Source organism: Rhodospirillales bacterium (assembly GCA_016699855.1).
Lineage (GTDB): Bacteria > Pseudomonadota > Alphaproteobacteria > Reyranellales > Reyranellaceae.
The window spans coordinates 4,481,439-4,501,239 of the sequence record CP064988.1; the positions used below are offsets into that span (position 1 = coordinate 4,481,439).

Consider the following 19,801-nt stretch of genomic DNA (forward strand, 5'->3'; position numbering starts at 1 on the left):
TGTAGTCCCTCACCCCAGCCCTCTCCCGCGAAGCGGGAGAGGGGGCATGATCGCGATCCCCGTTGCCACCCGCGGAGCCGGCCCATGACCACCCCTACATCCTCCACGGCTTCAACCCGTCGCCGTACTCCGTGAAGATGCGCGCGATCATGCGCTACCGGCGGCTGCCGTTCGTGTGGCGCGCCACCGGCAATCCGCGCGAAGTCGCGGTCGCGGCCGGCCTGCCGCCGGTGATCCCGGTGCTGACCTTCCCCGACGGCCGCGTGATGAACGACTCCACGCCGCTCGCCTACGCGCTGGAGCGCGACCATCCCGGCCAACGCTCGATCGTGCCCGACGATCCCGCGATGGCCTATCTCAGCGACCTGCTGGAGGATTTCGGCGACGAGTGGGTCACCAAGATGATGTTCCACTACCGCTGGTACTACGCCGCCGACCGCGAGTTCGCGCAGGTCTGGGTGGTGACGTCGCGCGACCCCGTGATGCCCGACGCCGGGCGTGGGGCGGCGATGAAATTCTTCAACGACCGGCAGGTCGGGCGCATGGCGCTGGTGGGCTGCACCGAGGCCAACCGGCCGGTGATCGAGGACAGCTACCGCGCGACGCTGGACATCCTCGATCGCCACGTGCGCTCGATCCCGTTCCTGTTCGGCTCGCGCCCGTCGCTGGCCGATTTCGGCATCTACGGCCAGCTACAGATCCTGTCGGTCGATCCGACGCCGATGGCGGAGATGCGCGCCCGCGCCGCCGACGTCTATTGCTGGCTGCTCAGGCTCGACGACGCCTCCGGCGTCGAGGGCGCGTGGCTCGACGCCGCCGCGCCGTTGCCGGAGACGCTGGTGGCGCTGCTCAGGCACTGTGGCGAGACCTATCTGCCGTTCCTCGCCGCCAACGCCCGCGCGCTGCGCGACGGCGCGGAGACGTTCGCGCTCGACATCCTCGGCCGGCCCTACAGCCAGGCGCCGTTCCGCTACCAGGGCAAATGCTACGACGCGCTGCGCAAGAAGCTCGCGGCGCTGCCGGCTGACGTGCGGCGTCGCCTCGACCCGGTGCTCGAGGAGACGGGCTGCGCGCGGTATCTGGCGTAGGCGGCCGGTCTACACCGTCAGCATCACCTTGCCGACGTGCTCGGCGCGCTCCAGCTCGGCGTGGGCGGCGGCGGCCTCGGTCAGCTTGAAGGTCTTGAAGATGATCGGCCGGATGCTGCCGGCGGCCAGCAGCGGCCACGCCTTGGTGCGCAGCCCCTCGGCCATGCGGCCCTTGGCGGCGACGCTCTGCGGCCGCAGGGTCGAGCCGGTGATCGTGAGGCGGCCCATCATCAGCGCGCCGATCGCGACGGTCGCGGTGGCGCCGCCCTGCACGGCGATGACGACGAGGCGACCGTCGGGCTTCAGCAGTCCAAGGTTCTTCGGGATGTAGTCGCCGGCGACCATGTCGAGCACGACGTCGACACCCCGCCCCCCCGTGGCCGCCTTCACCTCGGCCGCCCAGTCGTTGTCCTTGTAGAGGATGGCGTGGTCGGCGCCGAGCTTGAGCACGGCGTCGCGCTTCTCGGCGTTGCGCACGGTGGTGATCACCGTGGCGCCGAACGCCTTGGCGAGCTGGATCGCCGTGGTGCCGATGCCGCTGGCGCCGCCGTGGATCAGCGTCGTCTCGCCCTTCTGGAGTGCGCCGCGCTCGAACAGGTTGTGCCAGACGGTGAAGTAGTTCTCCGGCAGCGCGGCGGCGTGCAGCATGTCGAAGCCGGCGGGCGGCGGCAGGCATTGCGGCGCCGGCACCGCGCAGTACTCGGCGTAGCCGCCGCCGGGGGTCAGCGCGCACACCGGATCGCCAGTCTTCCAGCCGGTCACGCCGTCGCCGATGGCGGCGATGGTACCGGCGCATTCGAGGCCGGGCAGATCCGACGCGCCCGGTGGCGGCGCGTAGAGGCCGGCGCGCTGTGCGATGTCCGGGCGGTTGACGCCGGCGGCCGCCACTTTGATGACCACCTCGCCCGCTTTCGGGGCGGGCACCGGCCGCGTCGCCGGCACCAGCACCTCGGGGCCGCCATGGCCCTTGAGCTCGACGCAGGTCATGGTCTGGGGCAGGGCGCTCATCTGCGACTCTCCGCGTGGTTCCGGTGGGGGACGGCGGCTGCTATAGCCGGCGCGGGCGCGCCCGTCGACTCGCGGTCGGCCCGGCGACGCGGCGAGGGAGGCCGGCATGGCGCGTGGCGACGACGATCTCGAACCGCGGCACCGTCGCGTGCCGCCGAAGCCGCTCGACCCGCTATCGGTCGAGGAACTGGGCGAATACATCGCCGAATTGCGCGCGGAGATCGCGCGCGCCGAGGCGGAGATCAAGGCCAAGCAGGCGCACTCCGCCGCCGCCGCGCTGTTCTTCAAGAAGAAGTGACGGCGGGCTAGCCGTCGCCATCGCGCCCGCGGCGCGAAGTCCCTCACCCGCCCTTCGGGCTCCTTCTCCCCCGGAGACGGGGGAGAAGGAGCCCGAAGGGCGGGTGAGGGCCCTTACCTCACCGTCACGGTCCATCCCATCCCGCGATAACCAGGAGTCCCCATGTCCCTCGCCGGCAAGTGCGCCATCGTCACCGGATCGACCAGCGGCATCGGCCTCGCCATCGCGCGCGCGCTGGCGGCCGAGGGTGCCCACGTCATGCTCAACGGGCTCGGTCCCGCCGACGTCATCAAGCGGGTCGAGGCGGAGATCGCCGGCACCGGACCGGGCCGCAGCGCCTACCACCCCGCCGACATGACGCGGCCGGCGGAGATCGCCGACCTGGTGGCGAAGACCGCCGAGGCGTTCGGCTCGGTCGACATCGTCGTCAACAACGCCGGCATCCAGCACGTGGCGCCGATCGACGAGTTCCCGGTCGAGCGCTGGGATTCGATCATCGCCATCAACCTGTCGAGCGCCTTCCACACGATCCGCGCCGCGCTGCCGATCATGCGCAAGGCCGGTTGGGGCCGGATCATCAACGTCGCCTCGACCCACGGGCTCGTCGCGTCGGGCCAGAAGACCGCCTACGTCGCGGCCAAGCACGGCATCGTCGGCCTGACCAAGGCGGTGGCGATCGAATGCGCCGACACCGGCGTGACCTGCAACGCCATCTGTCCGGGGTGGGTGCTGACGCCGCTGGTCCAAAAGCAGATCGACGCCCGCGCCGCCGCCACCGGAATCACGCCGGAAGCGGCGAAGAACCAGCTGATCGGCGAAAAACAGCCGCAATTGCAGTTCACGACTCCGGAGCAGCTCGGCGCCTTCGCGGTGTTCCTGTGCTCGCCGGCGGCGTCGAACATGCAGGGCGCGCAGCTGGTCAGCGACGGCGGCTGGACGGCGCAGTGACGGGGCGGCGGGGTTTCCGCGGCCTCGCGCAGGCGTGAAGGGAGGAATTCCCGACCGTCCGCGTATCGGCTAGCATTCGGGCGAGTGAGCGAGGGAGGTCGCCATGCTTGGATCACGGTTGACGATGGCGGCGCTGGGCGCCGGCCTGGTTTCCGCGACGCTCGGCGCCGCTCCGGCGCTGGCCGAGTACTACTCCTTGCCGCCGGGCCCCTACCGCCAGGAATGCCGCGGCGAGCGCATCATCTACGGCTACCTGCTGGTGGCGCACTGCCCGAAGCGCAACGGCGAGATGCGCGACTCCTCGCTCGACCTGCGGACCTGCCCGCGCGGCGCCGCCGTCGTGAACGACGGGGCCTATCTGAAATGCGAAGGCCAGCCGGCCTACCAGGGTGGCTCCGGCGGTGGCTTCCCCGGCTTCAACTGGGGCGGCTCGGGTGGCAGCTACAATTCCGGCTACCGCGGCGGCAGCTACTCCCTGCCGCCCGGTCCCTATCGCCACGAATGCCGCCGCGAGCGCGTCGAGAACGGCTACATGCTGATGGCGACCTGCCCGAAGCGCAACGGCGAGATGCGCGACTCATCGCTCGACCTGCGCACCTGCCCGCGCGGCGCGAGCGTCTACAACGACGGCGCCTATCTGCGCTGCTCGTAGCCGGAGGCGCCGCCACGGGCGCGGGCCGGTCAGAGCCCGAAGACCGGCCGCACCTCGATCTCGATCACGTCGATGCGGGCGGTGTCGGCCGCTGAGCGGGTCTGCGCGGTCAGCAGCAGGTGGATCGGCAGCCGCGCGACCGCCTCCTCGTCGCCCGGCAGCCCGTCGCTGAGCATCGTGCCGTCGGTGCTGAAGCGCAGCGTGCGCAATCCGCCGCCGCCGGCCTTGATGTCGGCCGTCAGGTCGAAGGTGCGCGCGCCGCCGCCGACGTCGATCATCATCAGCACGCGGCCGCCGTCGCTGCGGCTGGCGTAGACCACCATGTCGACGTCGAAGCCGGCGAGCTTGCGGCCCTTGGGCGGCGTGAACGTCTCGTAGGGCGCCACCGTGAGAGTCTGCGAGCGGCCGCCAAAGCCGGCGGCGACGGCGACCCGGAGGTTGGTCGTGCTGCAGACGAAACCCAGCGCCTTGGGCGTGCAGATCAGGCGCGCGACGGGCGCCGGCGGGGTCGCGGCCGCGACGGTGGCGACGCCGTCGCAGAGCGGTCCGTTCGACGCCGTCTGGGCGGCGGCCGGCGCGGCGAAGCAGAGGCAGGCCGCGAACGCGGCGCCTGCCCGGATCCAGCGGGATGGAGGCATCGGAGGGGTCCCTCGGCCGGGTTTTCATTGTCTCGTCCGGCGACGCGCCGTCGGGCGCGTCGCGGCCCGGCCTCGGACGCGCGGCGACATCATACCGCGGAACGGCCGCCGGCCGAAGCGCCGCCTTGAAACACGTCGCCGTCCACGCCGCGCTCGTCTAGTCTGGCGCACGTGACGCGCGCGGCCGCGTCCCTCCGCACGCGAAGGAACGCCATGGTCGAGGCCAAGTTCCCGAAATTCGACACGCTGGCGCTGCACGCCGGCCAACGGCCCGACCCGGCGACGGGCGCGCGTGCCGTGCCGATCTACCAGACCACGAGCTACGTCTTCCGCGACGTCGAGCACGCGGCCAGCCTGTTCAACCTCGAGGTCGGCGGCCACATCTACTCGCGCATCTCCAATCCCACCGTCGCGGTGCTGGAGGAGCGCGTCGCGGCGCTGGAGAAGGGCACCGGCGCGCTGGCCGTCGCCAGCGGCCAGGCGGCGCTCCACATAGCGGTCGCGACGTTGATGGGGCAGGGCGCGCACATCGTCGCCTCGGCCTCGATCTACGGTGGCAGCCGCAACCTGCTCGGCCTCACCATGCCGCGCTTCGGCATCGAGACCACCTTCGTCGATCCGCGCGATCCCGCCGCCTTCCGCGCCGCGCTGCGGCCGGAGACCCGGCTGGTGTTCGGCGAGACCATCGGCAATCCCGGCGGCGAGGTTCTCGACCTGCCGGCCGTCGCCGCCGTGGCGCACGCCGGCGGCGTGCCGCTGATGATCGACAACACCTTCGCCTCGCCGTTCCTGTGCAACCCGCTGGAGCACGGCGCCGACATCGTCATGCACTCGGCCACCAAGTTCATCGGCGGGCATGGCGTGGCGATCGGCGGCGTGCTGGTCGAGGCCGGCCGGTTCGACTGGCGCGCGTCCGGGAAGTTCCCGACCCTGACGCAGCCCTACGCCGGCTATCACGGCATCGACTTTCAGGCCGAGTTCGGGCCGCACGCCTTCATCATGCGCGCCCGCGCCGAAGGGCTGCGCGATTTCGGCCCGGCGCTGTCGCCGCAGAACGCGTTCTACCTGCTGCAGGGGCTGGAGACTCTGCCGCTGCGCATGCGCCAGCACGTCGCCAACGCGCGCAAGGTCGCGGCCTTCCTCGCCGCCAACGCCGCGGTCGAGCGCGTGTTGTCGCCCGATCTGCCGGACCATCCCGACCATGAGCTGGCCAAGCGCCTGCTGCCGGCCGGCGCCGGCTCGATCTTCAGCTTCGACATCAAGGGTGGACGCGAGGCCGGCAAGCGCTTCATCGAGCGGCTGCGGCTGTTCTCCCACCTCGCCAACGTCGGCGACGCCAAGTCCCTCGTGATCCATCCCGCCTCGACCACGCACGCCCAGATGACCGCCGAGGAGCTGCGCGCCGTCGGCATCGGCGAGGGCATGATCCGGCTGTCGGTCGGGCTGGAGGACATCGACGACCTGGTCGACGACCTGTCGCAGGCGCTTCGCGCCGCCGTGAAGGTGTGAGGGCGCCATGGAGCTGACCGTCGACGGCGTCCCCGTCTTCGCGACCACCGGTGGCGTGGCGTTCGACGCCGCCAAGCCCGTGATCGTCTTCCTCGCCGGCGCGGGGCTCGACCGCACGCTGTGGCGCCTGCAGACGCGCTACTTCGCGCATCACGGCCGCGCCGTGCTGGCTGTCGACATGCCGGGCCACGGCCGCTCTGGCGGCGCGCCGGCGTCGACGATCGCGGCCATGGCCGACTGGACGATCCGGCTTCTCGACGCCGCCGGTCTGAAGTCGGCGGCGCTGGTCGGCCATTCGATGGGCGGCCTCGTGGCGTTGGACGCCGCCGGCCGGTATCCCGACCGGGTCCGCGCGCTCGGCCTTTGCGGCATCGCCACGGCGATGCCCGTGCATCCGGAGATGCTGGAATCGGCCCGCGCCAACACCCGCAAAGTGCGCGAGCTGATGACGTTCTGGGGGCTGGGCAAGCCGGCCCAGGGCGGCGGCATGGTCAGTCCCGGCCTGTGGCTGACGCGCGAGTCGCTGGCGGTGCTCGACGCCGCGGCGCCCGGCGTGATCCACAACGACCTCGCCGCCTGCGACGCCTACAAGGACGCGCCGGCACGCGCCCTGGCGACGCGCTGCCCGACCGTGTTCGTGTGCGGGGACGGCGACCAGATGACGCCGGCGGCCAAGTGCAAGCCGCTGGCCGACGCCGTCGCCGGCAGCCGCATGGTGACGCTCGAGGGCTGCGGCCATTTCATGATGGTCGAGAAGCCCGACGAGACGCTGGCCGCCCTGAAGGGCGTGGTCTAGGCATGGACGCCGCCGGCGGCGGGGTGGTGTTCGACTACCTCGATCCCAAAGTCCCCGCCGGCCTGCGCGTCGTCGACGTGCCGGTGATCGCGGCGACCGAAGCGACCATTCGCGGCTATGGCGAGATCGTGCGCGATCCGCGCGCGCACCGCGTAGAGATCACGCCATGGCCGCTGGCGGGCTGGCGCCGGCTCGACGCCGGCACCGGCGACGAAGGCGGCACCACCGAAGGCGTGTTCGCGTGTGAATGGCGCGGCAACCGGCTGTACGGCCGCAACGAGGCGGTCGGCGGCCACTACGTCATCGGCTTCCGCGAGCCGCCGGGCTCGCCCGCCGCGGTGGCGCTCGACGGCGCTGCCGGCGACGGAATTGGCGCCGAGGACGCGCCGGCACGCGTCCTGCTGTGGCACGCCAACTACCATCCCGATGGCGGCCAGCTCTTCTGGCCGCTCGACGGCCGGCCGTTCGTGGTGCCCGTGGCCAGGCCAGGCGACGATGTGAAGCCCGAGGATTTCGTGGCGCTGCGCTCCGATGGATCGTTTGGCGTCTACATCCATCCCTCGATCTGGCACGAGGGCACGTTTCCGGTCGGACCGCGCGGGCGCTTCTTCGACAAGCAGGGCCGCGTACACGCGCGCGTCAGCGCCGATCTCGCCGCCGAGTTCGGCGCGCTGCTGAGCGTGCCGCTCGCCGCCGGCTGACAGCCGCCATCCAGCGCCGCAGGAGCCGACATGGCCGACGCCTCCACCGCCGTCCGTCTCACCACGGTCCGCCGCGTGGCATGGCTGGAGTTCGCGCGACCGCCGGTCAACGCCTTCACCCAGCCGATGGTCGAGGAGGTGCGCGCCGCGATCCGCGCCGCGTTGGCCGACCCCGACGTCCGCGTGCTGGTGCTCGCCAGCGCCGTCGAGGGGTATTTCAGCGCCGGCGCCGACCTCAAGGCGTTCGCCACGATGAAGGGGCCGGAGATGCGCGGCTGGGCGACGCTGTGCCACGACATCGCGCGCCTGCTGCGCGGTTCATCCAAGCCGCTGCTGGCGGCGGTCAACGGCACCGCGGTCGGTGGCGGTCTGGAGATGGCGCTGCATTGCGACCTGCGGTTCGCCGCCGGCGACGCCAGGCTCGGCCAACCGGAGATACGCATCGCCTTCATCCCGCCGATCGCCACCACGCAGGCGCTGGCGCGCCTGATCGGCCGGCCGCGCGCCATCCGCTACCTCTACGACGGCGGGATGGTCGACGCCGCGACGGCGCTCGCGTGGGGACTCGTCGACGAGGTCGTTCCGCCGCCGGACCTGCGCGCGCGCGTCCAGGCCTACGCCGAGGAGCTGGCGGCCAAGCCGGCCGCCGCGCTGGCCGCGATCCGCCGCACGATCACGCTCGGCGGCGGCATGAGCTTCGAGGACGGCATGGCGCTGGAACTCGAGACCGTGGCGGCGCTGGCCGACACCGCCGATTTCGCCGAGGGCGTCGACGCGTTCCTGAACAAGCGCAAGCCGGTGTGGTTGGACGCGTAGCTCCGGCCGCCGATGGGCGGCGCTTGCTGGCACGCATCGCTGTGAACGCTCCAACCGTCATCCCGAGCGCATCGAGGGATCTTTGAACGGCGGAAAGATCCCTCGCGAAGCTCGGGATGACTTGGAGAGGGAGCGGACCGACGGCGCCGTGGCGCCCCCTTAGTCGAACGCCACCGCGTGGCGGATCTGGAAGGCGCCCAGAAGCTCGGCGCAGCGCTTCACGACCGCGTCGCGCGCCAGCTTCCCGCCGGCCGCCACGCGCACCGTCGCCAGCGTGCCGTGGGTGGCGTCGTCGCCGACCGCCACCGACGCCTCGACGCCCTCGGCGCGCAGCGGCGCGAGCGCGGCGTCGAACACGCGGCGCGCCGCCTCGATCCGCAACGCAGGCTTGAAGATCTTTCCGACTCCGGTGACCGGCATCAGCGGCAGCACGATGGCCTCGACCGGCGCCGCCGCGCGCTCGGGGATGCGTTCGCGGGCGAAGGCCAGCAGCTCCTCCGGCGTCGCGCTGGCGCCGGGGCGGAGCTGCGCGAACACGACCGGCAGCTCGCCGGCGTAGCCGTCCGGCCGGCCGACGGCGGCGCAGGTCTCGACGGCGGGATGGCGTGTCAGCACGTCCTCGATGACGATCGGATCGATGTTGTGGCCGCCGCGGATGATCAGGTCCTTCGATCGGCCCGTGAGCCACAGGTAGCCGTCGGCGTCGAGCCGGCCGAGATCGCCCGAGTCCAGCCAGCCGTCGGCCAGCACCGCGCCCTTGTTGTGGGCCGGCTTGAGATAGCCCGGCGTCACCTGCGGCCCGCGCATCAGCACGTGGCCGATCTCGCCCAGCGCCCGGTCGGCGACGATCGCGCCGTCGGGTCCGACGTCGGCGACGCGCACCTCGGTGTAGGGCACGCGCAGGCCGACCGAACCGGGCCGCCGCTCGCCGTGCATCGGGTTCATGGTCGAGTAGCAGTGCACCTCGGTCATGCCGTAGCCCTCGATCACCGGCACGCCGATCTCGCTCTCGATGCGGCGGATCAGCTCGACCGGCACGGTCGAGCCGCCGGTGACGAAGACCTTGAGCGAGGAGGTGTCGTGGCCGTCGCGCGGCACGTTCATGATCGCCGCCAGCGAGGTCGGCACGGCGCCGCCGACATTCACCTTGTTGCGTTCGACGATGCCCCAGTACTCGCGCACGATCGCGGGGTTACGGGCGCCCAGCGGCGTCGGCATCACCACCGTCCAGCCGGCGGCGAACGGCGCCAGTCCGCCGAACAGCGTGCCGCCGACGTGGAACTGCGGCAGCGGATTGAGCATCACCGTGCCCGGGCCGAGATCGAAGAACAGCGTGTTGGTCCACGCCATCAGCGCCATGGCGCCGTGGGTGTGGCGCGCCAGCTTGGGCAGACCGGTGGTGCCGCCGGTGTGGAACAGAGCCGCCACCGTGTCGCGCGCCAGCGTCTTGGGCGCGACCAAGCGGTCGCCGGGCTGGGCGTCGACGGCGTCGTCGTAGTCGATGACGCCCGGCGCGTTGGCGCCGCGGCCGCCGACGCGGATGACCTTCAGGCCGGGCATCGCGGCGCGGATCGCCTCGACCTTCGGCCAGAGATCGGGATAGATCGAGGGATCGACCGCGACCAGCGCCTTCGATCCCGCCTCCTTCATGATGCCGGCGATCTGCGACGGCTCGAGGAAATAGTTCACGGGATTGGCGACGCAGGCGATCTCCGCCGCCCACAAGGTGAAGAACGTCTCCGGCAGGCTGGGCATCAGCAGCGTGACGGTGTCGTCCGGCCCGATTCCCTGGGCGCGCAGCAGGTTGGCGCTCTGGATCGTCCGCCGCATCATCTCCTTGAACGTCACGTCGCGCACCGGATCGGCGGCGCCGGCGCCGCTCAGGAACCGGATGGCGACGCGGTCGGCGTTGCGCTCCGCCGCCTCGAGCATGACGTCGAGGACGTTGTTGTGGCGGATGCGCTCCGCCACCGGCACGCGTTCGAGCTCGACGATATCGGCGTGCGTACGGATGGGCATCGGCGTTTCCCCGGCTTCGTTTCCTCGGTTCGCGGCGGCGATCTCATCAGAGACGGCGTGACCTGTCATCCGCGCCGGCGCTGGCCGTCGGCTGCGATCCCGCCACGATCTCACCACGATCCCACCGCACCTGCGCCTCGAGGCGTCGCGATGGTTCCGCCATTGGCCGTTCCCCCGGTGGCCGCTACGGAGGCGATCGATGCTTCAGGACCGCGCGCGATTCCCACGCCTCGCCGCCGGCGCCGCGCTGGCGGTCGCCGCATGGCTCGCGGCCGGGCCGGCCGCCGCCGACAGCCAGTCCTCGAACACGTCGAGCAATTGCTCGTCCGGCCGGTGCACGCGCGTCGACACCTACGTGATCGAGGACGACCGCGGGAGCCGCGGCCGCACCCGCGTCGAATCGTGGGCCGAGCGCCCGCGCCGCGGTCACGCGCCGGTGCTCGTCGCGCCGCCGCCCGCCTACGTGCCGTATCCGGTGTTCGTGCCTTATCCGTATCCCGTGCCGCGCGGCCGTTGGAGCGGGCTTGATCGGGCTCACCACGCCACGAGGTAGCGCGCGAACCCGCGGAAGCGGGCGCGGCCGCCGCGCGTGAACGCGCCGTCTCGACGCAGGCCGGGAAAGCGCGCCACCAGCCGGCCGATGGCGATGGCGCCCTCCATGCGCGCCAGGGTCGCGCCGAGGCACATATGGGCGCCGCCACCGAACGCGAGGTGGCGGTTGGGTGTCCGGCCGATGTCGAAGCGGTCGGGGTCGAGGAACTCGGCGGGATCGCGGTTGGCGGCGCCGATGCCGATGTGGATGTACGTGCCGGCCGCGATCCGCTCGCCCCCGATCTCCGTGTCCGAGGCGGCGCGGCGGTTGCCGAGCTGGTTCGAGCTCTCGAAGCGCAGGCCCTCCTCGACGCAGCCGCGGATCCGGCCGGGCTCGGCGCGGAGCCGCGCGAGCTGGTCGGGGAAGCGCAGCAGCGCGTCGACCGTGTTGCCGATGAGATTGGTGGTCGTCTCGTGGCCGGCGTTGAGCAGGAAGACGCAGTTCTGGATCAACTCCTCGCGGGTCAGGCGCTCGCCGTCGACCTCGCCGTGGACCAGGGCGCCGAGGATGTCGTCGTCGTCGGCCGGGCGCTTGCGGCGCTCGACGATCAGCGCGTCGAGATAGGCCGAGAACTCCGCCACGGCTTCGTTGCCGGCTTTCATCTTCTCAGGAGGCACGACCGGCTCCAGCGCGCCGAGGATCGCCAGCGAGTAGCGCCGGAACGGCGCGCGGTCGGCGCGCGGCACGCCGAGCATGTCGCAGATCACCTCGACGGGCAGCGCGAAGGCGAAATCTTCGACCAGGTCCATGCCGCCGGACTCCGCGGCGCGGTCCAGCAGGCCGTCGACCAGCGCCGCGATGCGCGGCTCGAGCGCCTTCAGGGCCCGGGGTGTGAAGGCGGCCGACAGCAGGCGGCGCACCCGCGTGTGCAGCGGCGGATCGTTGAACACGAGGCTGGTCGTGTGGTGCCGGTGCAGCGGCGTGCCGGCGCCGAACTTGGCGCCGAACTCGACCGATTTGTCGGAGCTCATCAGCGGATCGCGGTACACGCCGGCGCAGTCGGCGTGCCGCGACAGGAAGACCGAGCCGTCGGGCAGCCGCTTGACCGGCGCGAAGCGGCGCAGCGCGTGGTAGCGCGGGAACGGGTCGTCGAGAAACTCCGGCGTCAGCCCGGAGAGATCGAAGCCACCCGCGAATGCGCGCGCCGCGTCCTCCGGAAGCTCGATCAACCCGTCCATTCCGCGCTCGCGGCGCTAGAACCTGTCCTCGCTCAGCGCGAAGACGGTGCGGCCGGCGGCCTTGAGGGGGCCGAGCTGGGCCAGCGCCGGCGGCAGGATCACCTCGGCGTAGAACCGCGCGGTCACGATCTTGCTCTCGAGGAACGCCGGATCGCCGTCGCGCGTCGCGAGCTTGCCCTGCGCCACCAGCGCCGCCTTGGCGACGAGCCAGCCGCCCAGCGCCGTCGCCGCCAGCCGCAGGAAGGGCACGGAACCCGCCAGCGCCGCGCCGATGTCGCCCTTCACGGTGGCCGCGACCCAGCTGGTGGCGTCCTCCAGCGCGTCGGCCGCCGCCGCGACGCTTTGCGCCAGCGACTCCATGTCGTCGCCCGGCGCCGCCTTCAGAAGCGGGACCAGCGCGCGCATCTCCGCGACCAGCCCGAGCATGGTCTCGCCGCCGTCCTTGGCGACCTTGCGGCCCACGAGGTCGCGCGCCTGGATGCCGTTGGTGCCCTCGTAGATCGGCAGGATGCGCGCGTCGCGCAGGTGCTGCGCCGCGCCGGTCTCCTCGATGAAGCCCATGCCGCCGTGGATCTGCACGCCGAGCGAGGCGATCTCGTTGCCGAGGTCGGTCGACCACGCCTTGACCACGGGGATCAGCAGATCGACGCGGTCCTGCGCCTTGCGGCGCGTCGCGGCGTCGGGATGGCGCAGCGCGCCGTCGATGCCGGCGGCGGTGTGGTAGGCCAGCGCCCGCATCGCCTCGATCTGGCTGCGCATGGTCATCAGCATGCGCCGGATGTCGGCGTGGTGGATGATCGACACGGATTTCGGATCGGACCGCGTGTCGTCCTTGGACTGGACGCGCGAGCGCGCGTAGGCGACGGCCTGCTGGTAGGCGCGCTCGGCGACGCTCAGGCCCTGGAGGCCGACGGCCAGGCGCGCATTGTTCATCATCGTGAACATGTAGGACAGGCCGCGGCCCTCCTCGCCGACCAGATAGCCGACCGCGCCGCCGTCGTCGCCGAACGACATCACCGCCGTCGGGCTGGCGTGGATGCCGAGCTTGTGCTCCAGCGAGATGCAGCGCAGGTCGTTGCGCTCGCCCGGCGTTCCATCGGCCTTGGGCAGGAACTTGGGCACGATGAACAGCGAGATGCCGCGCACCCCGGCCGGCGCGTCGGGCGTGCGCGCCAACACGAGATGGACGATGTTCTCGGCCATGTCGTGCTCGCCATAGGTGATGAAGATCTTCTGGCCGCTGACGCGGTAGTGGCCGCCCTCGCGCACCGCCTTCGAGCGCAGCTGGCCGAGATCGGACCCGGCCTGCGGCTCCGTCAGGTTCATCGTCCCGGTCCATTCACCGGAGATCATCTTCGGGAGGTAGACGGCCTTCTGCTCGGCCGAGCCGTGGTGGTGGATGGCGTCGATGGCGCCCTGGTTCAGCAGCAGCACCAGCCCGAAGCCCATGTTGGCGGACTGCCACATCTCCTGCACCGCCGTGGCCAGCAGCCACGGCATGCCCTGGCCGCCGTATTCCGGATCGAACGGCAGGGCGTTCCAGCCGCCGTCGACGAACTGGCGGTAGGCGGCGGCGAAGCCCTCCGGCGTGCGCACAACGCCGTTTTCGAGCTTCGCGCCCTGCTTGTCGCCGACCCGGTTCAGCGGCGCCAGCACGTTGGCGGACAGCTTGCCGGCCTCCTCGAGCACGGCGTCGACCATGTCCTCGGTGGCGTTCTCGTAGCCGGGTAGGGCCGCCACGCCGGGCAGGTCGGCCAGCTCGCGCAGGCTGAAGCGGATGTCGGCGAGCGGTGCGGCGTAGGTCATCTGCGTCTCCGGAGGCGCGGACTTGTGGCGTCCGCCTGTCCGGCCGCCTTTACGACGCCCCGGGAGTCCCGTCCACCGGCGGCGTGAGCGGCAACCGGCGGCGGCACCGACCGGACAATCGCCGACCGGCGCAAATTGCCACAATTCCGCCTTAATAAGTGAGTAGATACTCATTTCATAGATCAACAAGACCGACGGAAGCGCCGGTCCGACGCCGAAGCCTAGGGGGACGACCATGAAACCCACGCTCACCGCTCTGCTCCTCGCCATCGCCGCCGCCTCGATCGCGGCGCCCGCGCACGGTCGCTCCAGCGGCGACGGCGGCTCGCACCAGGGCTATGCCCATGCGCAGCCGGGCGCGTTCAAGCCCTGCCAGGACGCCCATCGCGGCACCGCCGCCTGCCAGAGCGCCGCCCGCCACCAGGCCGAGCAGGCCTCGGCGAAGGCGCGGGCCGCCGAACTGCAGCGCATCCACCAAATCCAGTCGGCGTCCTCCGCGCGTCGCCAGAAGGAGGTGCGCCAGGCGCAGCAGGGCGCCGCCCAGGCCGGCGCGTCGCAGCGCGCGTGGGCGAAAGCCGGCGCCGCCGCGCACGAGCAGCGCTCGTGGAGCGGCAACCCCTACGGCCAGTGGGCCAACGGCCGCGGCCAGCGCAACGCCGCGCGCGGTGCACCGTCGACGTTCCGCTGAGCATCGGGCGCCCCGGACGGGACCGACGACGGTTGAGGGTGCGGCCGGCCGCGAGAGCGGCTAAAATCACCGCATGAGCGAACACATCCTGCTGACCGTCGATGGGGCGCGCGCCACCATCACCCTCAACAATCCCGCGGTGCACAACCGGCTGGCGCCGGACGACATCCGCGCGTTCATCCACCACCTCGACACGATCGACGCCACCCACGACCTGCGCGTGCTGGTCGTGACGGGGGCCGGCGAGAAGACCTTCTGCTCCGGCTTCGATCTCGGCTCGCTGAAACCGGGCGAGCGCGCCGGCGACGATTCCGGCGAGGGCCAGCGGCGCTACGGCTTCGAGCAACTCTGCGACCGGCTCGAGGCCTGCCGCGTGCCGACGGTGGCGGCGTTCAACGGCGGCGTCTACGGCGGCGGCACGGATCTGGGGCTGGCCTGCGACCTGCGGGTCGGCGTGCGCGGCATGCGCTCGTTCCTGCCGGCCGGCCGGCTGGGCCTGCACTACTATCCCGGCGGCCTGCGCCGCTTCACCGAGCGTCTCGGGCCGGGCGTCGCAAAGCGCTTCCTGCTGTTGGCCGAGGAATTCGACGATTCCAAGCTACTGCGCATCAGCTATGTCGACTGGCTGTGCGAGCGCGCCACGTTCGGCGCCAAGGTCGACGCGGTCGCCGCCTCGCTGGCGGCGCTGGCGCCGCTGTCGCTGTCGGGCACGAAGGCTTCGCTCAACGACATCGCGCGCAGCGATTTCGACGAGGCCGCGCTGCGCGCCCGCATCCGCGCCTGCGCGACCTCCGAGGATCTGGCGGAAGGCATCGCCGCCGTGGCCGCCAAGCGCAAGCCGGTGTTCAGGGGCCGCTGAGCATGTCCCTGCGCCGTCGTTCGTTCGCGCTCGCGGGCGGCGCGCTGGCGGCGGCGCCGTTCGTCGGCGGCGGCGCGGCGGTGGCGCGCCAGACCGGCTACGGCAAGACGCGTTCCGGCGCCGACACGTGGTACCGCGTGCGCTGGCTCGACCACGCGCAGCGGGAGCGCGACATCACGTTCGCGGTGCCGACCGCCGAGATCGAGGCCGGCGCCCGCATCTTCCGGCAGTTCTCGATGGACGACATGCGCCAGCGCATCGAGGCGGCGATGCGCGAGACGGCGTCGAAGTGGACCTCGACCACGCTGGTCATCGACAAGCGGACGCAGGCGAACCCCAACGCGCTGACCATCTCGTACCAGCTGCGCGGCTCGTCGGGCGAAGGGCTGGTGGAGGCGCGGCGCCAGATAGACGCTGCCATCGACGCCGCGCGCGCCCGCTACGCCCAAGGTTACCTCCGGCGGATCGACGGGCAGATCCTGTCGGTCGACTACCAGGCGGCCGCGCGCCGCTACGTCGCCGTCATGAACCCGCTGGCCCACGCGCTGGCGCGGATCTCCGACGGCCTCGACGAGCGCGGCCGCGTGGCGCTGGCGCTGTCGCTGTTCCAGGCGATCCCCTACGACGAGCTGAGCGACCGGGTGCGCAACGGCGGCACCGACTTCGCGCCGCCGCCGGTGCTGTTCGAGATCAACCGCGGCGACTGCGACAGCAAATCGCTCGCGCTGGGCTGCGTGCTGCGCGCGCTGGCGCCGTCGCGCGCCGTGGCGATGGCCACGATGCCCGGCCACGCGATCCTCGCGATCGACATGCCGGCGGCCTCCGGCGACGCCTGGATGCGCGGTGGCGGGCGGGTCTACGTGGCGATGGAGGCGGCCGGTCCCGCGATGGCGCCGCCGGGGCGGGTGGCGCCGCGCACGGCGCCGTATCTCGACCGCGCGTCGTTCACGCTCTGGCCGCTGGGGGGCTAGATGACGATCGCACGCGCGGCGCGCGGACTCGGCGTGGCGGCCTTCGCGGCCGCGGCGTCCCTCGGCGCGGGCCTGCCGGCGCGCGCCCAGATGACGGCGTCGTCGCAACGCGTCGTCGGCGGCGCGATGGAATTCTCGTTCGCGTTCCGCGACGCCGCCGGCGCCGCGCGGACGCTGGCGTTCCGCCTCCCGGTCGCCGAGGTCGACGCCGCCATGGCGCTGTTCCGCGACTACTCGATCCCGCACCTCTACCTCGAGATCGAGAACGCCGTGCTGGCCGAGGCGCGCCGCGCCGGCGTCACGCTGCGGGTCACGCGCGTCGGCCAGGGCATGTCGATCCGCTTCGCGCCCGAGACGCAGCCCGGCGCGGCGGCCTTCCAGGCGAGGCTCGACGACATCGTCGACGGCGCCCGCAACCGCTGGCTCGCCCGGCACACGCGGCGCGCCGACGGGCCTGCGATCCACATGGATTACCGCGCCGCCACCGCCCGCTACACCGCGGCCGTGCGGCCGGTCGCGCTCGCGCTGGCGGCGCAGCTCGCCGGCGCCGACGACCGCGCGCGCATCGCGCTGGCGCTGGCGTTCGTGCAGTCCATCCCGTACGACGACCTCGTCGACCCGCGCGCCGCCGGCGGCATCGAGTTCGCGCCGCCGCCGGCCATGTTCCGGATCGCCAAGGGCGATTGCGACAGCAAGACGGTGGCGCTGGCGGCGATCCTGCGCACGCTGGCGCCGGGCCGGCGCGTGGCGTTCCTGACGCTGCCGCAGCATGTCGCGCTGCTTGTCGATCTGCCGCCGGCGCCGGGCGACGCCATCGTCCGCCACGCCGGACGCGACTGGGTGGCGCTCGAGCCGTCGGGACCGGCGGTGGTCCCGCCGGGGCACGTCGCGCCGACGACCGCCTGGTACTTCGACCGGCCGGCGGAGATGGTCGTCCACGAGGCCGGGGGCTGAGCGATGGAGCGCCGCCTCGCCGCCGTCCTGCACGCCGACATCGTCGGCTACAGCCGCCTGATGGAGGGCGCCGAGACGCGCACCTTCCGCGAGCTGAAGGACGTGTTCGAGGGTGTCTGGAAGCCGTCTCTGGCGCGCCATTCCGGCCGTCTGGTCGGCACCGCCGGCGACGCCATGCTGGTGGAGTTCGGCAGCGCCGTCGCCGCCGTGCGCTGCGCCGTCGACCTCCAGGCCGGCATGGTGGCGCGCAACGTCGGCATCGCCGAGTCGCGGCGCATGGTGGTGCGCGTCGGCATCAACCTCGGCGAGGTGATCGTCGACGGCGACAACATCTTCGGCGACGACGTCAACGTCGCGGCGCGGCTCCAGAGCCTGGCCGACCCCGGCATGGTGCTGCTCTCTGGGCGGATGCTGGAGGCGGTCTACGGCAAGCTGCCGTTCACCTTCGAGGACCTTGGCGAGAGGCAGCTCAAGAACATCGGCCGGCCGGTGCGCGTCTTCCGGCTCGATCCCGCGACCGCCTCGATTCCGCCCGGCGCCATGCCGCCGCAGGCGCCGCCCGCGCCGCCCGCGCCGTCGGCGCCGTCGGGGCAGATGGCGGGCTATCCGGCGTTCCCCGATTCACGCGGCGGTGCGTCCGCGGGATCGATCCCGACGGTGATCCATGGCGCCGCCGCGCAGCCGTCGTGGCAGACCCATTCGCCGCCGACACCCTGGTCGACCGGGACGCCGGCGTCCGCGCCGCCGCCGGCGCCGCCCCCGATGCCGGTGTGGCGGCTGACCGGCGCCGACCGCGCCGGCGTCCCGGTCGACATCGTGCTCGACGGGGCCATGATGGCGCGGCCCGACGGCCTCGTGTTCGGCCGCCTGCCGCGCTACTGCGACGTGGTCATCGAGAACGACAGCGTCTCGCGCCGGCACGTCCGCTTCCGGCTAGCGCAGGGCGGCCTCGGCGTCGAGGACCTCGGCGCCACCAACGGCACCGCCGTCGACGGCCACCGGCTCGAGCCGTTCCGCCCCGTGCTGGCCCGCCCCGGCGCGCGGGTGCAGATCGGCGAGATCAAGGTCGTGCTGTCAGTGAGCTAGGCCGGTGGTCAGGGACGGCCGGCGAAGATCCAATAGGATAGGGCGACGTTCTGCGGCCGCGTCTCGAGGCCCTGCTCGACCACGGCGGGCGGATTGGCTTCGCCGTAGCCGGAACCGACATAGCAAGCCGCCCAGAACGGGCTGCTGGCGGGCAGGTTGCCGAGCGGCACGCCATGGATGAGACCGTTGCGGTGCGGGCCGACGGCGCTCATCTGGAGGCTGCCGACGCCGGTGGCCTCGCCGCCGGCGTTGGATGCGGCGCGCTGGTCGTTGAAATGGCTGGCGCGGACGCCGTCGTCAGGCGTCGCGTTCGAGAAGTCGCCGCGTATGAAGCGGCCACGGAGGTCGGGGATGTTGAACTGGCTGCCTGCTTCCGTCGTCCCCCACCGGTTCTGAATCACCTCCCAAAGATCGTGATGAGCCCGATGGGTGAGCGAGCGGCCATCGGCGTACATCCAACCGGCGCGCGCCAGCATCTGGCAGAAGCGGCTGCTCGGGTCATACGGGAACGCGAAGGCGCGGATCTCTCCCAACACCCATCCCTTCGCTAGCGATTCGGCAAACATGTCATCGGCCATGGTACGGTTCCTTTCTGGTGACGGAAGGATGGGGCGTCGTCGTGGCGCCCCGTTGGTACGCCCTATTCGAGGACGGCGTCGTCCGCGATTTCGCTGGGGTTGGTCGAGCCGCGCGCGCGCGCAAGGAGGCGGCTGAAGATCTCCGGCGGAATGATGCTCGACATGTTCACGGCGTCTGGCTCCCTCGTCGACATCGCCAGCGCCTTCTTCGCCGTCTCCACGGTCATGCGGAGATCGGCCCAGGCCTGATCGATTGGACGGGGCGTCGGCAACGTGCGCCACTGCCAGTAGGCGACCAGATCGAACTCCGGCGTATGCATCTTCGGACCGATCGAGGTCAGCACTTGCGCCCACGCTGGGCGCGGCGCGTAGCGGTTGGGTGGAATGAACATCGTCCTCGCTCCCTGTCGGGCGACGGCGGATCCGTCGTCCATGGTGCGGAGCGTAGCCGCCCGACTCGGGCGAAGATGTGAGATCGTTCACACCCGCCGCGGAATCTCGGAACCGGTGGAAAATCACCGCCAGACCGACGGCTGCGCGCTCGAATATCGAGCGTTTGCAAGAGGTTCCGTCCGACGACGTGACAAATGCCGATGGGCGCACTACATCTTACATA

The 19,801-nt window shown here is 71.9% G+C and carries 21 protein-coding genes; 14 read left to right on the forward strand and 7 right to left on the reverse strand.

What is annotated here, in order from left to right; all coding sequences use genetic code 11:
* Positions 1-137: 137 nt before the first annotated feature.
* Entirely contained in the window at positions 138-1,088 is a 951-nt protein-coding gene (locus tag IPK81_21175; GenBank protein ID QQS15204.1) for a glutathione S-transferase C-terminal domain-containing protein, read from the forward strand.
* Between the two features lie 9 nt (positions 1,089-1,097).
* Here the strand turns inward: IPK81_21175 and IPK81_21180 are convergent, their stop codons facing one another.
* Positions 1,098-2,075: an NAD(P)H-quinone oxidoreductase gene (locus tag IPK81_21180; GenBank protein ID QQS15205.1), complete on the reverse strand. Its 978-nt coding sequence runs from the start codon at positions 2,073-2,075 to the stop codon at positions 1,098-1,100.
* Positions 2,076-2,202: 127 nt separating this feature from the next.
* On the opposite strand from IPK81_21180, the gene IPK81_21185 reads away from it, so the two are divergent.
* From IPK81_21185 to IPK81_21195, 3 genes are all read left to right on the forward strand, one after another.
* Positions 2,203-2,394 carry a DUF1192 domain-containing protein gene (locus IPK81_21185; GenBank protein ID QQS12007.1) on the forward strand — a complete coding sequence of 64 codons (192 nt, stop codon included), beginning with the start codon at positions 2,203-2,205 and terminating at the stop codon, positions 2,392-2,394.
* 162 nt (positions 2,395-2,556) lie between these two features.
* On the forward strand, positions 2,557-3,342 hold the full coding sequence (locus IPK81_21190; protein ID QQS12008.1) for a 3-hydroxybutyrate dehydrogenase: 786 nt from the start codon (positions 2,557-2,559) through the stop codon (positions 3,340-3,342).
* Positions 3,343-3,445: 103 nt separating this feature from the next.
* Positions 3,446-3,994, forward strand: a complete 549-nt coding sequence (locus IPK81_21195) for a hypothetical protein (GenBank protein QQS12009.1) — start codon at positions 3,446-3,448, stop codon at positions 3,992-3,994.
* 29 nt (positions 3,995-4,023) lie between these two features.
* Here IPK81_21195 and IPK81_21200 read toward each other — a convergent pair whose 3' ends face one another.
* Entirely contained in the window at positions 4,024-4,632 is a 609-nt protein-coding gene (locus tag IPK81_21200; protein ID QQS12010.1) for a hypothetical protein, read from the reverse strand.
* A 213-nt stretch (positions 4,633-4,845) separates the two neighbouring features.
* Between IPK81_21200 and IPK81_21205 the strand changes: the two genes are divergently transcribed.
* Genes IPK81_21205 through IPK81_21220 form a run of 4 tightly spaced genes read left to right on the forward strand, consistent with a single transcriptional unit; the run spans position 4,846 to position 8,454 of the window.
* Positions 4,846-6,141 (forward strand): O-acetylhomoserine aminocarboxypropyltransferase, encoded by a 1,296-nt coding sequence (locus IPK81_21205; GenBank protein QQS12011.1) that lies wholly within the window; start codon positions 4,846-4,848, stop codon positions 6,139-6,141.
* 7 nt (positions 6,142-6,148) lie between these two features.
* Positions 6,149-6,937 carry an alpha/beta hydrolase gene (locus tag IPK81_21210; GenBank protein ID QQS12012.1) on the forward strand — a complete coding sequence of 263 codons (789 nt, stop codon included), beginning with the start codon at positions 6,149-6,151 and terminating at the stop codon, positions 6,935-6,937.
* Between the two features lie 2 nt (positions 6,938-6,939).
* Entirely contained in the window at positions 6,940-7,638 is a 699-nt protein-coding gene (locus IPK81_21215) for an ureidoglycolate lyase (protein ID QQS12013.1), read from the forward strand.
* Between the two features lie 30 nt (positions 7,639-7,668).
* Positions 7,669-8,454, forward strand: a complete 786-nt coding sequence (locus IPK81_21220; GenBank protein QQS12014.1) for an enoyl-CoA hydratase/isomerase family protein — start codon at positions 7,669-7,671, stop codon at positions 8,452-8,454.
* Positions 8,455-8,613: 159 nt separating this feature from the next.
* Here IPK81_21220 and IPK81_21225 read toward each other — a convergent pair whose 3' ends face one another.
* A complete protein-coding gene (locus IPK81_21225; protein QQS12015.1) occupies positions 8,614-10,473 on the reverse strand; it encodes an acyl-CoA synthetase in 1,860 nt (619 codons plus the stop codon).
* A gap of 199 nt (positions 10,474-10,672) precedes the next feature.
* Here IPK81_21225 and IPK81_21230 point away from each other — a divergent pair, with 199 nt between their 5' ends.
* A complete protein-coding gene (locus IPK81_21230) occupies positions 10,673-11,026 on the forward strand; it encodes a hypothetical protein (protein ID QQS12016.1) in 354 nt (117 codons plus the stop codon).
* Here the strand turns inward: IPK81_21230 and IPK81_21235 are convergent.
* Both IPK81_21235 and IPK81_21240 read right to left on the reverse strand, forming a co-directional pair.
* Positions 11,008-12,243: a cytochrome P450 gene (locus IPK81_21235; protein QQS12017.1), complete on the reverse strand. Its 1,236-nt coding sequence runs from the start codon at positions 12,241-12,243 to the stop codon at positions 11,008-11,010. The genes IPK81_21230 and IPK81_21235 overlap by 19 nt on opposite strands.
* 15 nt (positions 12,244-12,258) lie before the next feature.
* Entirely contained in the window at positions 12,259-14,049 is a 1,791-nt protein-coding gene (locus IPK81_21240; protein ID QQS12018.1) for an acyl-CoA dehydrogenase, read from the reverse strand.
* Between the two features lie 235 nt (positions 14,050-14,284).
* Between IPK81_21240 and IPK81_21245 the strand changes: the two genes are divergently transcribed.
* The 5 genes from IPK81_21245 (at position 14,285) to IPK81_21265 (ending at position 18,607) form a co-directional block, all read left to right on the forward strand.
* On the forward strand, positions 14,285-14,737 hold the full coding sequence (locus IPK81_21245; protein QQS12019.1) for a hypothetical protein: 453 nt from the start codon (positions 14,285-14,287) through the stop codon (positions 14,735-14,737).
* A 73-nt stretch (positions 14,738-14,810) separates the two neighbouring features.
* A complete protein-coding gene (locus tag IPK81_21250) occupies positions 14,811-15,596 on the forward strand; it encodes an enoyl-CoA hydratase/isomerase family protein (protein QQS12020.1) in 786 nt (261 codons plus the stop codon).
* Positions 15,597-15,598: 2 nt separating this feature from the next.
* The gene (locus IPK81_21255; protein ID QQS12021.1) at positions 15,599-16,567 is read left to right on the forward strand and encodes a hypothetical protein; all 969 of its coding nucleotides are present in this window, start codon (positions 15,599-15,601) and stop codon (positions 16,565-16,567) included.
* Positions 16,568-17,521 carry a hypothetical protein gene (locus IPK81_21260; protein QQS12022.1) on the forward strand — a complete coding sequence of 318 codons (954 nt, stop codon included), beginning with the start codon at positions 16,568-16,570 and terminating at the stop codon, positions 17,519-17,521.
* A gap of 3 nt (positions 17,522-17,524) precedes the next feature.
* Complete coding sequence (locus IPK81_21265) at positions 17,525-18,607, forward strand: adenylate/guanylate cyclase domain-containing protein (GenBank protein QQS12023.1); 1,083 nt, start codon at positions 17,525-17,527, stop codon at positions 18,605-18,607.
* A gap of 8 nt (positions 18,608-18,615) precedes the next feature.
* Here the strand turns inward: IPK81_21265 and IPK81_21270 are convergent, their stop codons facing one another.
* Together IPK81_21270 and IPK81_21275 are read right to left on the reverse strand one after the other, a co-directional pair.
* Entirely contained in the window at positions 18,616-19,185 is a 570-nt protein-coding gene (locus IPK81_21270; GenBank protein ID QQS12024.1) for a tail fiber protein, read from the reverse strand.
* A 62-nt stretch (positions 19,186-19,247) separates the two neighbouring features.
* Complete coding sequence (locus IPK81_21275; protein ID QQS12025.1) at positions 19,248-19,619, reverse strand: hypothetical protein; 372 nt, start codon at positions 19,617-19,619, stop codon at positions 19,248-19,250.
* Positions 19,620-19,801 lie beyond the last annotated feature (182 nt).

Excerpts from the sequence above, each read along its gene's own strand:
- IPK81_21175 (QQS15204.1), top strand. The coding sequence starts at position 138 with ATGCGCGCGATCATGCGCTACCGGCGGCTGCCGTTCGTGTGGCGCGCC.
- IPK81_21180 (QQS15205.1), bottom strand. The coding sequence starts at position 2,075 with ATGACCTGCGTCGAGCTCAAGGGCCATGGCGGCCCCGAGGTGCTGGTG.
- IPK81_21185 (QQS12007.1), top strand. The coding sequence starts at position 2,203 with ATGGCGCGTGGCGACGACGATCTCGAACCGCGGCACCGTCGCGTGCCG.
- IPK81_21190 (QQS12008.1), top strand. The coding sequence starts at position 2,557 with ATGTCCCTCGCCGGCAAGTGCGCCATCGTCACCGGATCGACCAGCGGC.
- IPK81_21195 (QQS12009.1), top strand. The coding sequence starts at position 3,446 with ATGCTTGGATCACGGTTGACGATGGCGGCGCTGGGCGCCGGCCTGGTT.
- IPK81_21200 (QQS12010.1), bottom strand. The coding sequence starts at position 4,632 with ATGCCTCCATCCCGCTGGATCCGGGCAGGCGCCGCGTTCGCGGCCTGC.
- IPK81_21205 (QQS12011.1), top strand. The coding sequence starts at position 4,846 with ATGGTCGAGGCCAAGTTCCCGAAATTCGACACGCTGGCGCTGCACGCC.
- IPK81_21210 (QQS12012.1), top strand. The coding sequence starts at position 6,149 with ATGGAGCTGACCGTCGACGGCGTCCCCGTCTTCGCGACCACCGGTGGC.
- IPK81_21215 (QQS12013.1), top strand. The coding sequence starts at position 6,940 with ATGGACGCCGCCGGCGGCGGGGTGGTGTTCGACTACCTCGATCCCAAA.
- IPK81_21220 (QQS12014.1), top strand. The coding sequence starts at position 7,669 with ATGGCCGACGCCTCCACCGCCGTCCGTCTCACCACGGTCCGCCGCGTG.
- IPK81_21225 (QQS12015.1), bottom strand. The coding sequence starts at position 10,473 with ATGCCCATCCGTACGCACGCCGATATCGTCGAGCTCGAACGCGTGCCG.
- IPK81_21230 (QQS12016.1), top strand. The coding sequence starts at position 10,673 with ATGCTTCAGGACCGCGCGCGATTCCCACGCCTCGCCGCCGGCGCCGCG.
- IPK81_21235 (QQS12017.1), bottom strand. The coding sequence starts at position 12,243 with ATGGACGGGTTGATCGAGCTTCCGGAGGACGCGGCGCGCGCATTCGCG.
- IPK81_21240 (QQS12018.1), bottom strand. The coding sequence starts at position 14,049 with ATGACCTACGCCGCACCGCTCGCCGACATCCGCTTCAGCCTGCGCGAG.
- IPK81_21245 (QQS12019.1), top strand. The coding sequence starts at position 14,285 with ATGAAACCCACGCTCACCGCTCTGCTCCTCGCCATCGCCGCCGCCTCG.
- IPK81_21250 (QQS12020.1), top strand. The coding sequence starts at position 14,811 with ATGAGCGAACACATCCTGCTGACCGTCGATGGGGCGCGCGCCACCATC.
- IPK81_21255 (QQS12021.1), top strand. The coding sequence starts at position 15,599 with ATGTCCCTGCGCCGTCGTTCGTTCGCGCTCGCGGGCGGCGCGCTGGCG.
- IPK81_21260 (QQS12022.1), top strand. The coding sequence starts at position 16,568 with ATGACGATCGCACGCGCGGCGCGCGGACTCGGCGTGGCGGCCTTCGCG.
- IPK81_21265 (QQS12023.1), top strand. The coding sequence starts at position 17,525 with ATGGAGCGCCGCCTCGCCGCCGTCCTGCACGCCGACATCGTCGGCTAC.
- IPK81_21270 (QQS12024.1), bottom strand. The coding sequence starts at position 19,185 with ATGGCCGATGACATGTTTGCCGAATCGCTAGCGAAGGGATGGGTGTTG.
- IPK81_21275 (QQS12025.1), bottom strand. The coding sequence starts at position 19,619 with ATGGACGACGGATCCGCCGTCGCCCGACAGGGAGCGAGGACGATGTTC.